Source organism: Leeuwenhoekiella sp. A16, from assembly GCF_047946675.1.
Classification (GTDB): domain Bacteria; phylum Bacteroidota; class Bacteroidia; order Flavobacteriales; family Flavobacteriaceae; genus Leeuwenhoekiella.
In genome coordinates, this window is the sequence record NZ_CP172313.1 from 1,094,568 (window position 1) to 1,108,464 (window position 13,897).

The 13,897-nt window shown below is 38.2% G+C and carries 8 protein-coding genes; 1 reads left to right on the forward strand and 7 read right to left on the reverse strand.

Annotation, left to right across the window (positions count from 1 at the left end; translation table 11 throughout):
* Positions 1 to 4: 4 nt before the first annotated feature.
* From ACH3O9_RS04640 to ACH3O9_RS04670, 7 genes are all read right to left on the reverse strand, one after another.
* A complete protein-coding gene (locus ACH3O9_RS04640) occupies positions 5 to 994 on the reverse strand; it encodes a pectinesterase family protein (protein WP_416444865.1) in 990 nt (329 codons plus the stop codon).
* A 4-nt stretch (positions 995 to 998) separates the two neighbouring features.
* Complete coding sequence (locus ACH3O9_RS04645) at positions 999 to 1,943, reverse strand: alpha/beta hydrolase (protein ID WP_416444867.1); 945 nt, start codon at positions 1,941 to 1,943, stop codon at positions 999 to 1,001.
* A gap of 42 nt (positions 1,944 to 1,985) precedes the next feature.
* Positions 1,986 to 3,440 (reverse strand): glycoside hydrolase family 28 protein, encoded by a 1,455-nt coding sequence (locus ACH3O9_RS04650; RefSeq protein WP_416444869.1) that lies wholly within the window; start codon positions 3,438 to 3,440, stop codon positions 1,986 to 1,988.
* 3 nt (positions 3,441 to 3,443) lie between these two features.
* The gene (locus ACH3O9_RS04655; RefSeq protein WP_416444871.1) at positions 3,444 to 5,693 is read right to left on the reverse strand and encodes a pectinesterase family protein; all 2,250 of its coding nucleotides are present in this window, start codon (positions 5,691 to 5,693) and stop codon (positions 3,444 to 3,446) included.
* 64 nt (positions 5,694 to 5,757) lie between these two features.
* Positions 5,758 to 7,320, reverse strand: coding sequence for a DUF5123 domain-containing protein (locus ACH3O9_RS04660; protein ID WP_416444873.1), 1,563 nt, complete (start codon positions 7,318 to 7,320; stop codon positions 5,758 to 5,760).
* 32 nt (positions 7,321 to 7,352) lie between these two features.
* Positions 7,353 to 9,143: a RagB/SusD family nutrient uptake outer membrane protein gene (locus ACH3O9_RS04665; RefSeq protein WP_416444875.1), complete on the reverse strand. Its 1,791-nt coding sequence runs from the start codon at positions 9,141 to 9,143 to the stop codon at positions 7,353 to 7,355.
* Positions 9,144 to 9,151: 8 nt separating this feature from the next.
* Positions 9,152 to 12,313: a SusC/RagA family TonB-linked outer membrane protein gene (locus ACH3O9_RS04670; RefSeq protein ID WP_416444877.1), complete on the reverse strand. Its 3,162-nt coding sequence runs from the start codon at positions 12,311 to 12,313 to the stop codon at positions 9,152 to 9,154.
* 524 nt (positions 12,314 to 12,837) lie between these two features.
* Here ACH3O9_RS04670 and ACH3O9_RS04675 point away from each other — a divergent pair.
* The gene (locus ACH3O9_RS04675) at positions 12,838 to 13,896 is read left to right on the forward strand and encodes a LacI family DNA-binding transcriptional regulator (RefSeq protein ID WP_416444879.1); all 1,059 of its coding nucleotides are present in this window, start codon (positions 12,838 to 12,840) and stop codon (positions 13,894 to 13,896) included.
* Position 13,897 lies beyond the last annotated feature (1 nt).

Below are 13,897 nucleotides of genomic sequence, written 5' to 3' on the forward strand. Positions count from 1 at the left end.
AGCATTAGTTTTTGATAGGATTCCAGCCATCACTTCCTGCCAGAATTTTCTTTATGGTATATTCTTTAGCCTCTTGCGGACTTAATTGTTTTGACCACCTCATTCTATTTTCAGCAGAACTGCCGGGGCCGGAATTTTGGTATTCAGCATAAAAAGTGGTTTTCTCCTTTTCAGGAAACATCGCATCTCCTTTCCAGGCATCCCAGCCTTCAGCAACGATGTGATCACCCAATTCACAGTTTAGAAAAACTGTTTTGGCATAAGGGCGCCAGGGCCTGCCCAGATAGACTTTTTTAATTTCCGCGGAAGCGATTAATTTACAGTTTATAAAAACGAAACCGTATTGCTGATCTTTGGGTGTAGCCGCTGCTGTTACAAAGGAATTAGCCTTACTTTTCACCGTACAATTTTTGAAAACCGCCGTAGCTTCACCAAAAATAAAGTCGGTTGTTCCTTCTATTTCGCAGTTATCATAAAATTGCCTGCTGTTTTCAGTTGCCGCATAAACCGTATCCTGGCATCCTATTATCGCTGAATTCTTAATTACAAAACGGTCACCTTCTACATGCAGCGCCACGGCCTGCCCCCGATTACAGGAAGCATTTTCTATGGTAATATTTTCTATTTTGATATCATTTCCCTGTACCAGAACTGTATGTGAAGTAAAAGTGTTCAGTTTTTGTTGTGTGAGGGAGTCGATTTTTCCTGAAAAATCCGCGTGAGTTATACGCGTATTTTCTTTGCCCGACCCGCGCAATGTCAACTGATGTTTCCACGATGGAATGACTAATTTCTCTTTGTAAACTCCCGGTTTAACTGAGATGAGTACTTCACCCGGACCCAGATCACGTGTAGAATTTACAGCTTCCTGAATGGTGGTAAAATCCCCGCTTCCGTCCTGAGCAACAGTAATATTGCCATAAGGTTTATTCTGTGAGAACGCGGTAGTAATAAGTAAAATGAAAATTATAGATAGCCAGCCTTTACTTTTCATTCTTTTAATTTTTAAAGTTTTTATCTAAAAAACGCACTGTATATTCCAGTGTTTTCTCAAACCACGGATGCATCAACCAGAAAGAATGTGGGGAATCAGGAATCGTATGCGTTTCATTATAAATCCCGTAACTATCTAAAATTTTGATCATGTCATCCCTGCCGGCATGAAAACGTGGCTGGGCGCTGTTGATAAACAATGTAGGCGGAGTTTCAGCGCTTGCATATTCAAGAGGAGAAGCTTCTTTCCATTTTTCTAAATTAACGCCTTTTAGTCCGCCCAGCCATTTCCCGGCAACTGTGCCTTCTTGAGCTTCGGGGTGAATAAAGGAAACTATTCCGTCTATGTTTACAATCGCCTGAACCGCATCTGAGCAACTTGAATCGCCCTCTTTATAAAGCTGATTCCCAATAGTAACGCCAATTAAAGTTGCCAACTGTGCTCCCGCAGAAGCTCCCAGAACAGCGATTTTTTCTGCATCAATCTGGTATTTATCAGCGTTTTTTCGCATCCAGCATATGGCGGCTTTCAGATCTAAAACCGCAGCGGGATAGGTTGCTACAGGACTTAGCCGGTAAGCGGCTGTAACGGCGACATAGCCGTTGGCAGCTAAATGTTGTGCCATCACACGTTCATTTTCTTTACTTCCCGTGATCCATCCCCCGCCATGAATTAATAGAACTGCAGGATATTTTACTGAAGAATTTCCCGCAGGTTTATAAATATCAGCTTTTAAAGTAATGTTATCAATCTCACGATATACCACATTTTCTTTCGATTCAATTTTATATGAAGTTAATGGCTCTATGGGAACAATAAACGGGTAATCTTTTTGCAGTTTTTCATAAGTGGTTTGTATGGTGTAGGGCTTCACCTCATTTTGAGCAGTTATGCTTCCAAAAAAAAGCAATAAAATAATAATATTGAAGTTGGCACTTTTACTTCTCACTACACTATCACATTATTCATTCTATATTTCAGCACAAAGCCTCTAGTTATAAGCTTCACCATTTATAGTGGTATTCTCAAACTGTATAGGTTCTGCAAATTTTACTGAAAGCGGAGTCTTTGTCTTTTTGATTGTCACATTCTTAAGCACCACATTTTTAACAGGAGATTGCTCTCTTCCGGTTATGAGTACTCCATATTTTCCGCCATTCTCTACGGTTACATTTTCTAAAAAAATATTCTTGATACTTGGCATAAAATCGCCCTCCTGATTATCATAAATACCATAATGTGTATTTATTTTAAGCACAGCTTCTTTTACCTGGCCCACCTGTACATCTTTAACATAAACATCTTCTACAAAACCACCTCTTAACGTGTTGGTCTTAATACGAATTGCACGATCAAGATTAGGACTATCCATCACACAATTGCGAACAAAAACATTGCGCACTCCGGCAGAAATCTCACTACCCATAACAACACCGCCATGCCCATCTTTCATCTCACATTTTTCAACAACAATATTTTCACTGGGAATAGCGACCCTGCGACCATCATTATTTCTACCCGATTTTATAGCGATACAATCATCACCTGTATTGAATTTACAATTAGTAATATGTACATACTTGCTATACTCAGGATCGCAACCATCGTTATTGGGGCCATGACTGTTAATCGTTACGCCATCTATGGTAATATAATTAGATTTCATAGGATGCAAAACCCAAAAAGGAGCATTTGTAAATGTGACACCCTGCACCAGAATATTTTCACATTCAAAAGGTTCAAAAAAGGAAGGTCGCAGCTGGTAACCATCACCAAAAACTCGATCTGAAACCGAAACCCCGTCTGCTACCATTTGGCGTAAGCGTGGCAGATTTTTATCATCTCCCTGCTTTTCACCACCTTCATTATAACCGTATTCATCTTTCCCACACCAGGGCCACCAGTTTTCATTATCGGCCTGGCCATTGAAGGTTCCTGAGCCGGTGATTGCAATATTCTTCTGTTGATATGCATAAATAAGCGGAGAATAATTCATCACTTCCATCCCTTCATAAGCAGTATGAACGACCGGTAAGTAAGCCGATTTTTCTTTGGTGAACAGGATTTCTGCGCCTTCTTCCAAATGCAGATCTACATTGCTTTTTAAGTGAATGGGGCCGGTAAGGTATTTTCCGGCAGGAATCAATACTCTTCCTCCACCCGCATTTGTACAGGCTTCTATCGCTTTCGCGAAAGCATTTGAGTTTAAAGTCTTCCCGTCTGCTGCAGCACCATAATCCATCACATTGTAAGTCGCGTCAGGAAAAGAAGGTTTGCCTATTTTTTCTATTATAGCATCGGCCTGTGACCAGGGATCTTGATTTGCATTAACCGACTGACCCGACTGATCGGCCTGAGATTTACATGAAAAAAAAGCCAGTAAAACTGTGATGACGAGAATTGGTTTTATTGTCATAATTCCTCCCGATATAGATGGATTTCTCATTTTTTAATTTGTTTTAGGTTGCCAGTTATCCTCCCCTTTTAATATGAGATTAGCCTCGTAGGCAGCGGCACTTTTTGCGGTAAGTTGGTGAGACCATGCCACCCTATTTTCAGCATCAGCGCCCGGTCCCTGAGAATTATATTCGGCATAAAAAGCTGTTTTTTCAGCCTGAGGTTTTTTCCAGTTATGCCAGCCTTCCGGTTTTATGTTCTTATCTAGCGTACAGTTTATAAAAACGGTCTTTGCATGATCACGCCACGGCCTGCCCAGATAAAAAGTATCTGAACTCTCGTCACCCTGAATATCACAATTGAGGAAAACAAAGCCGTGAGGAGTATCTGCAGTCGTAGAAGCTGCTGTTATATATCCTTTCTCCTTACATACTATGGTGCAGTTCTCAAAAACAGCTGTAGACCAGCCAAAAATGAAATCTACTGTACCGCTTATGAGGCAATTTGTAAAGTATTGCCTGGCACCCTTCCCATGCAGGTACAACGTATCCTGATTGCCGAGGAAATTACAATTTTTAAATATTGCCCGATCTGAATCTACCCTTACAGCTACCGCCTGCCCTACTTTGCCAGCACTGTTTTGAAAAGTAATATTACTAGCCTTGAAATCATTACCAAAAACGAAAAAAGATGAAGAACCGGTAGTGCCCATTTCCTCACCAAATTCATTCAATTTTTGAGAATAATCATCATACACCAAAATTGTTTTGTCTCTATTTTCACCTATCAATTCTACATTGATTTTTGACTCCGGAAGAATCAATTTTTCATAATAAATGCCCGATTTTATGCCTATTTTAGTCGTTTTTTGTCGAAAATCAGGCACCGCATCAATAGCATCTTGTACTGTGCAAAAATCACCGCTACCATCTTTAGCAACAGAAAAATGAAATTCACCTGGGCTTACCTGTGCTGTTTTGGTTGCATCTCCTGCCAGTTCATTTAGGTAGACTTCAATATTTGTATAATTTTTATCAAGATCAAACCCGGCAGAATCGTCGATTTTAGGGTCTAAATTGTGGTTTTTTTCCCATTTATCGGGCATACCATCATGATCTGAATCCTCAGGTGCAGGTTTTGATTTTAATTCAGGCCATCCGCCTATATTATCCTGAGAATCTATTATTCCGTTTTGATAATGCGGTTTTCCGGTAGCCGTACTCTGCACTACTTTAATATCAACCGCATCCCGGCTCAAACTAGCTCCTGCATCTTTCAAAACACTAAAATAAGCAGCCTCTGCTGTTTGAGTTTTGATATTATTATCTATATCGACAGGATCATCAAGACGCAGACTTTCAGGATCTTCACACTGTACACCACCATCCCAATTATCTGAGGTAACTTTGGGCGAACCTTCCATAAAATTACCTGCTACATAGAATTTCCCATAAGGTTCATAAGGGTCTAAAATGCGCTCCCGCTTAGAATCTTCAGTTGCTTCGCCGGGTTTAAAATAATTATTGATCACATTGTAGGTGCCATTTTCGCCACCATAAATACTATTGATCTGCCAGTTATAGATAACATTATTTCTAAAATCAACAAACTCATTTTCTGAATTAAGCGTGGTTGATGAACCGCTAAAACGCGGATTACGGCTATGGTTGCTCGCAATAAGATTGTGATGAAAAGAAGCGTTTACTCCGCCCCAGATTCCGCCATAACCATGATCTCCTTTATGGTGTACAGAACTATTTAGCGATTCTGAAACTATGCACCATTGCATGGTGAAATCTTTATTTCTATAAAAAGAAGAATTCTCATCTGTGGCCCAACTCATAGAGCAATGATCTAAGATCACATTTGTAGCATCTTTCCCTTTAAGGGCATCATCTTCAACTTTATTTACATCCCCTAACCGGAAGCGCAGATAACGAATTATCACATTATCTGCTTTAACTGAAACGGTGTAACCTTTAACGCATATCCCATCACCGGGAGCCGTTTGTCCTGCTATCGTTATACTGTCATTATTTATGTCTAAAGGAGATTGCAAGCTAATAGTACCCGAAACAGCGAAAGTAATTATGCGAGGACCATGCTTTACTATTCCCTTACGCAGGCTACCCTCACCGTCATCGTTAAGGTTTGTTACTGTATATACTTCGCCGCCACGACCGCCGCTGGCATATCTTCCAAAACCTTCGGCTGAAGGAAAGGCCAGTTGTTGTGCACAGCCTGAGAATCCCATTAGAAGAACAATTAAACTAAAATAAACTGCCAGATATTTAAATTTCATAAACCAATTTTTATTCAAAAAAAGTAGTTCCGGTTATAAACCAGAACTACTTAGAGGGTTAAGACTAATTAGACAACCAGCGAGGGTCTCCTATATTTTTGTCTTTTATAGTTTGATTTGAAACAGTAAAATCACCTGACGCGGGATCTGCAAAGCCCGGATCTAAAGCTGAATAATTGCTGTCATCAAAAATATATTGTGACGTATCATAGAATCCCGGTGCATTGAAGTAATTATTATTACTAAATGTTGGGCTTTCATCAATACCAGATCTATCAGCATATCCTTCAGATTCTGTGCTGGCAATTAAGGTATTTCTTACTATTACATCATTGCTAACAAATCGCACATATAGTATTCTTTTACTGTCTGAATTAGAACATGCATATAACGTACAGCTGTCTATAAGTATATTTGCAGTTACACCACTCTCATTAGAAGTTCCACTTGCGTCCATCCTGATGAAGTCTCTGTCTGGGGCACAATTGTAAAAAGTACTCGTTTGTAGGTTAATATTTAGAACATCAGAATTCCTAAAGTCTATAAAATCACCTCCGTTAGTAAAAATATCATAGACAATGGAATTTTCTACCGTTAAAGTTTGCAGGATCGCATCAGTCTCGTTACCCGCTACAAAAGATTTTGCATAACTATGAATAACGCAACCGCTTATAAGTAACGAATTGTAATTTCCTGCAGCTGTATATCTTATAACATCCGGAAGATCTGATGATCCTTCACCTTCTCCCATTAAATCAAGATCAATTAATTCTACATCTTCTGCGCCTGTAACAATCTCAAAGCTAAGTTTTAGCAAGGGCTTATTATAACTTCTAAGTCCTCTTATTGTAAGAGACTTGTCAAGAGTTACAGTTCCCGTCTGTGCTGTATAATCACCGCTTTCAAGAACCAATATGGTTCCTGCTTCAGCGTCGGCTATCATTTGCAATAGATCATCTTCGGCAGTTACTAAAATGCCAGTACCTATGTCAATTCCTGTCGTAAAAGTTGTCACGCCTCTGGTTTTGCTGCCATTAAATAGTATAGCGGTATATTCTGTCTCTTGGGTGAGACCGGTCACTGTAGCCACTCCATTAGCTTTTTCTTCAGCAGTTATGGTATGCGTAATATCTCCCGGACTCAACTTTAACTCAGTTACATTACTATTAGGCACCCAGCGCAAAGTGGCTTCCAGTGCCTTAATATCACTAGGTTCACCTGTAACAAAAAGCTGCTCTGTTAAAGTTTGGGCCAAAGTAGTAGCCCAGCTAGAATCGTCAAGTCCGCGGGCACTAACCGCCTTTACCCTTATAGAATATACGGTCTCGCCTTCTAAGGGTACAAACACAGGCAAATCAGCAGCATTAACCTCAACAGTATTAACTATATTATTAAACTCAGGGTCATCAGCACTAAACTCGACTATATAGCTCTCCACATTCTCATCTGCTGTCCAGTTTAGCTCTACATTTACCTGATTTCTAACGAAGGCTGTCAGATTTACCGGCGCAAATTCTCGGCTTACCGGCAGCTCTTCTATAATATCTTTATCATAATCACAACTTGTAACTGTAGCTGCAAGTAGAATAGCTATAAGTAAACCTTTAAAGATGTATCTTACTTTCATAATTCAATAAATTAAAACTGTTTTTTGAGGTTCTAGTAACCGTAGTCGTTTACTAATTGACCATTACTGGCATCAATAAATACTTGCCAAATAGGCCAGAATTGCCTGTCATCTACATTAACTCCAGGTTTAGAAATCGTGTTCATCATTTCATCAAGAGGTTGATCCCACGAGAATTCAGAATAGTCAGGGCCGGGATTTTCAGTTTCCCCTCTGTTAAGCCCATAAATATCTAAAGTATACCCGTCTTCTTGATATTTATAATAAAGCGTTGTAGGAACATTTGTATATTCTCCTGTTCTGCTTTCAAGACTGGCAAGTTTACTTTTTTCCTCATCTAGTTTGGCTTTAAGAAGATTCCAACGAATAAGATCTTGTTTACGATCCATCTCTCCCGTATACTCTAGCTTATGCTCATTTACTAAAGCGTTAAACATAGCTTCTTTAGTAGTAAGTGCATCTACGTATGCTTCTACTTGTTCTGCTTGTTGCTCTGCAGGAAATGCTCTACTACGTATCTGCTTAAGATAGGTTGCTGCAGCTGCAGGCCCTTCTAATTCATTAGCTGCTTCTGCAGCTGTAAGAAGTATTTCTGCATACCGCATATATATCAGGTTAACGCCATCATCATTTGTAGATGTAACATTCCTAGCCATCCATTCATACCTATATTTTCCAAAGAACCAGGAATTAATAGCTGAAAGTTCCTGCATAGCTATGCCGTCTACCGCAGTACCCCATTCATAAGGTACACATGTAACATCTCTGCGTGTATCATTCTCATTATAGTCATAAAAAACCGTTGGTGTAGGCCCGGCATTACCACCTCTGGCCTGACCAGTAAACTGATCTACACTATTATGAGGAACAGCAAATGAAAAAAGCACCCTTCCGCGACCATCTGCAAAGGGAATTTCCCATAGAGATTCGCCGCCCGCACTTATGTCTTCTTCATTATATTTTACCCAAAAATCTCTAAAAGAAGGCTCCAGTGAAGCTTTACCACTATTAATGACATCTCTACATTCATCTAGCGCTAACTGATACATATTCTCAACTGAAAGTTCAGGATCGTTGCTTCTTCTAACACCATCAGGATATTGTTGATACCCGCTTGCAATCATGGCAAGCCTGGCTCTAAAGCCTTTTACAAAGGCTTTATTAACACGCTCAACAGTAGAAGTTGCTGTGGTTTCATTAGGCCACGCTACCAATTCTGAAGCTTCACCTAAATCAGCAATAAGACGTTTGTAAATTGTATCTCTGCTTGTCTTTGGCAGATATAATGTTTCTGTGTTAATAGGTTCAAAACGGGCAGGTACATCACCCCAGGCTTTCATAAGATCTGCATAATAAACAGCCCGATATGTAAGTGCAGCTCCTAAAAGTTGGCCAAATTCAGTATCAGGTTCAGGATTACCATAATTTCTAATACCTCTTATTACAATGTTTGCCCGCTCTATTCCCTGATACATCATAGCCCATGCATTATTATCAGTATTCATTCTTGAATTATTGGGTTTTGCATCGTAATAAACGAGATCAGCATCAGAGCCTTCATCGTCAGCGCTATAATTATATTCTACATCAGTATTGAAACCGTAATACGGTATAAAACGGCCCCGATATGAATTTGTCTGTCCTATGGGTTCTAAAATACCATCAACAGCTCCCTTTGCAAGATCTACTGTAGAAAAAATAGTAGACTCATCCAGAGTTGATTTAGCAGGAGCATCAAGAAATTCATTATCCTCATCGCAGGACACCACTATACCTGTGATAATAAATACCAATAAGATTTTTATTAAGTTTTTCATTTTCATGTAATTTTTTAGAAATTAAGATTTAGACCAAATACCAGCTGTCTACTTCTGGGAAACGGCGAATAATCAACTCCCGGAGTAAGTGGATTATTTCTCCTGGTAGAAGTTTCGGGGTCAAGACCTGAATATTTTGTTAAGACAAAAACATTATTTGCTGTGGCATAAAATCTCAGTTTAGTAATACCCGCTCGCGACACTAATTCATTTGGAAGTGTATAACCCAGTGTGAGAGTATTTAACCTGAGAAAAGAACCGTCTTCAACTGCCCAATCACTGAATACGAAACTACGCATATAAGGAGACCACATTGTGGTATTTGCATTAGCAGCTGCAAGAGCGTCAGGATCTGTAATTAATTGACCGGTTTCCGGATTAAGATTCGTCCATCTTGTACCGTCTGCCATTTCAGAAGTTAAATTTCTATATTGGCTGTTTTCATTTGCAGTAGTAAACTGTACCTTATTTGCATTGTACTCATCGTTACCATAGCTCCAGTTAAATGCCGCAGAAAGATCAAACCCGTAAGCGTAACCATTAATTACCATACCACCCGTATGCTTTGGGTTTGCATTACCTATAATCGTGTTATCATTTACGTCTACTACACCATCACCATTCATATCTTTTAATTTTAACATTCCTGGTTGCAACGCACCTACTATATCACTATTATCTACCACACCAGATTTCAGGGTATATGAGTTACTGGCAGGATCAAAATCAAAATCTGAAACTTCATAACGACCATCACTTCTATAACCATACATCGCACCCACCGGTTGATCTACCCAAACAGCATAATCACTGCCTATTTGAGATGAAGCCCATCCTGAATATTCCTGATAATTTTCTAATGACCCTAATGAATTAATTCTATTCTTGTTTGCAGATATATTGAAAGAAATGCTAAGACCATAATCCTGCTGGTTGATTGCATCAAAATTTACAGACGCCTCTATACCGGTATTTTGTATTTCACCCAGGTTTCTATATTGGTACTCATAACCAGATCCCGGTGTACGAAAAGCAAGCAATAGATCTGTAGTAAGATTTCTATACGCTTCTATTGCCCCCGAAATGCGATTATTGAGAATTCCAAAATCGAGACCTAGATTTTGCGTAACTGTCGTTTCCCATTTTAAATCAGGATTTGCTAAAACATTAGAAGCAGCCCAGTAACTGGAAACTTCGTTTATGTATGAAGTATTTCGTGATTCAAAACTTTGCACAGTTTGACCGGTAGGAATGTTATTATTCCCAGCCTTACCATAGCTCAATCTCAATTTAAGAGCATTTAGCCAATCTGCACTTCCCATGAAATCTTCTTCGTTTATTTTCCAGGCAACTGCTGCTGATGGAAAATATCCCCAGCGATTGTTTCCCAAAAATTTGCTGGAGCCATCTGCACGATAAGTAGCTGTAAATAAATACCTGTTCTTATACTCATAATTAACACGGCCAAAAAAGGAAAGTAATTTATCATCAGGACTGTAAAAATTATCTACTGAGAAGGCTGTATTTGCCTGCGTGGTAAGCTTTCTGGCAGTATAAAAATCAAAATCCCCAGGAAAACCCTGTAATTCTGTAGTTTCTCTGTTATCCTGAGTTACAATCATTTCTTCACCTAAAAGTAATTTTAAGCTGTGATCTTCATTAAAATATTTATTAAAGTCAAAATTTAAGATGTTTGCATTTCTAAAGCTTTCCCTCTTTCTATCTCTGTAAAGTAAAGCTGGCAGACCCTGGTCATCTGCTAATGGTTTATTATTTGCATAATAAGTAGATCTTCCATAAAAGCGATAGTCAAGATCATTTCTATTATCAAGTCCTAACTCTGATCTCACACTAAGATTGTCTAGTATGGCCCATTCAAAACTACCCACCATATTAATATTCTTTCTTAGTTGCTGTCTTTGGTTATCATCTATAGCTACAAAAGGATTTACCAGATAACCCGTTAATGCTTCATCTGTATTAGTAGTAGTGAGACCTGAAATAGGAATAGGTGAATATTGCACACTATACTTTAATCGAGAATCTGCAGATGAAACTTCATTTTGCTCATTAGCACCTCCTCCGTTAATTTCTGTCTCAGAATATCTAACGGTAAATGCTAAATCTACTTTTTCACCAGCCTTGCTTTTAAGCGCTAAAGAAAAATTATCACGCTTAAAATCAGAATCCCTCATAATAGTATTGACATCATAATGGGCATAATTAAAATTGTAATTAGCTTTTTCAGTACCTCCTCTTATAGCAAGATCATGGCTTTGCACTTCACCCATGTTACCATAAATCTGCTTTTGCCAGTTATTTCCTGTTTTGCCGGTATATTGATCATAATCCTGCCAAAGACCGAAATATCTTTCGTAAGAATCTATATTATCAGGATCGCTAAGCAAAGCATATTCATATTGCCATTTTGTAAAATCTTCGGGGGAAAGGACATCAAGGGTTTTTGCGATTTTCTGAAAACCATAGAATGTATTAAAATTAACAGATATCTTGCCGCTTTTACCATTCTTAGTAGTAATGATAATTACACCATTAGCTCCTCGTGAACCATAAATAGCAGTAGAAGAAGCATCTTTTAATACTGAGATATTTTCTATGTTTGCCGGGCTTATATCACTCATGCTGTTAACAGGGAAACCATCAACAATAATTAAGGGTGAACTATCTTGGGTTAGGGAACCATTACCACGCACTCTTATATTAATTTCGGCATCAGGAGATCCTTCAGTTGAAGCAACCTGAACACCGGCAAGCCTTCCGGTTAAGGTTTCGGCGATACTCGATTTAGCCTGCTCTTTTAAGTCATTCCCAGAAATGGAAACAACAGAACCAGTCAAATCTGATTTTTTTGTAGTACCATATCCTACTACAACCACCTCATCTAACGAATTTGAATCTACCTCAAGCGTTACATCGAGGGCTTCTCTGCCGTTTACATTTACTTCAAGCGTTTTAAAACCTACATAACTAATAAGGAGTACTGCATTCGCCCTCGATACCCGAAGAGAATATACCCCATCAAAGTCTGTGACGGTGCCATTAGAAGTTCCTTTTTCTACTACATTAACCCCGGGCAGCGCACTGCCATCATCACCATTTATAATCGTACCCGTTACCGTGATAGGATCTTGTGCCCATATTTTATCTGAGCTCATGAAACTTAGCAGTAACAGCAGCATGAGGGATATTGATTTTTTTCTTATAATTTTTTTATCATTCATGGTTGAATTAAATGTTTGTTAGAAATCATGTTGTAATAAAATTTGTCCCGACTCTGCTTCTCATAACTATCTATTTGATGAGAAAATATTAAGTCCCTATTTAGGTTGTTTAAAGTCACTTTTTTTCGCAATCGATGTAGTTAAGTTTTAAAATAAAAAGACTACACATTAATGAGTCTTACCAGTAAAAAAAATCCATTTATAATTCGAATTAAGCCTTGAAAAAATAAAATAAGCTTGTTTGTAATTCGAAAATGTAATCGATTACACTAAAGTAAATATTTATTATCATAATCCAAATAAAAAGTTAACCAATTTACTAAAAATCTAAAATTTAACAGTTATATTTTATTTTCCGACAAAAGAAACAACCATTTACATCCTTAAATAGAAATTATAGAAGTCTGATTTTGCAAAATAGTAATATATTGTAATCGATTAAACAAATAAGCAGGAAGATGCGCCAAAAGGGTAATGTAACTATATATGATATTTCAAAACAGCTAAAAATTAGTACCGCTACTGTCTCTCGGGCTCTTAACAACAGCGACAGAGTTAGTCAAAAAACTCGCGATTTAGTGCTAAAAACGGCTAAAGAGCTCAATTATCAGCAAAATTCCCTTGCCCTGGCTTTAAAAAGTGGAAAGACAAATAACATAGGTGTTGTTGTTCCTTATATTAATCATAGTTTCTTTGCTTCTGTTATTAGAGGCATAGAAGAAGAACTTACTCCTGTAGGTTATCACGTAATAATATGTCAAACGCATGAAAATGTTGAGAATGAAGCCAAACAAATACAAACTCTGCTCAACACACATATAGATGGCATATTTATGTCTGTATCAAAAACCACACAGGATATTGACCACATTACAAATATTCTTAACAACAACGTACCGCTTATATTCTTTGACCGTAAGAAGGAAATTACCGGAGTAAGCTCTGTCACAATTGATGATTTTCAGGGAGGTTTTATGGCTACAGAACATCTCATAAAACAAGGCTGTAAACGTATTGCCCATTTATCAGGAGATTTAAATCTTGATATATATCTTAAAAGATATGAAGGTTATCTTGATGCTCTAAAGGCCTATAATATCCCAATTGATAGAGACTTGATTATTGAAGTTAACAGTAAACTGGAATCTGGCGCGGTCGCTGTTCAACAACTTTACAATCTCCCAAAGAAAATTGACGCTATCTTTTCTTCAAGTGATTATGCAGCCCTGGGTGCAATACAAGAACTTAGAGCGCGCGAGGTTAAAATTCCTGATGAAGTGTGTGTGGTAGGATTTAGTAATGAGCCATTTACACAGTACATGGAAATGCCTATAACTTCTGTAAATCAAACTCCGGTGCTTATGGGAAAAATAGCTGCGCAGGTTTTCTTAGAACAAATCAATGAAAAGAAAAGAATGACAGTAGAAAAGAAGGTTGTACTGGCTCCCGAATTGTGTATACGCAATTCTTCAAATAAAAGTAAAATTGAAACGAAAAAGGGAAAGGTTAGAATTTAAT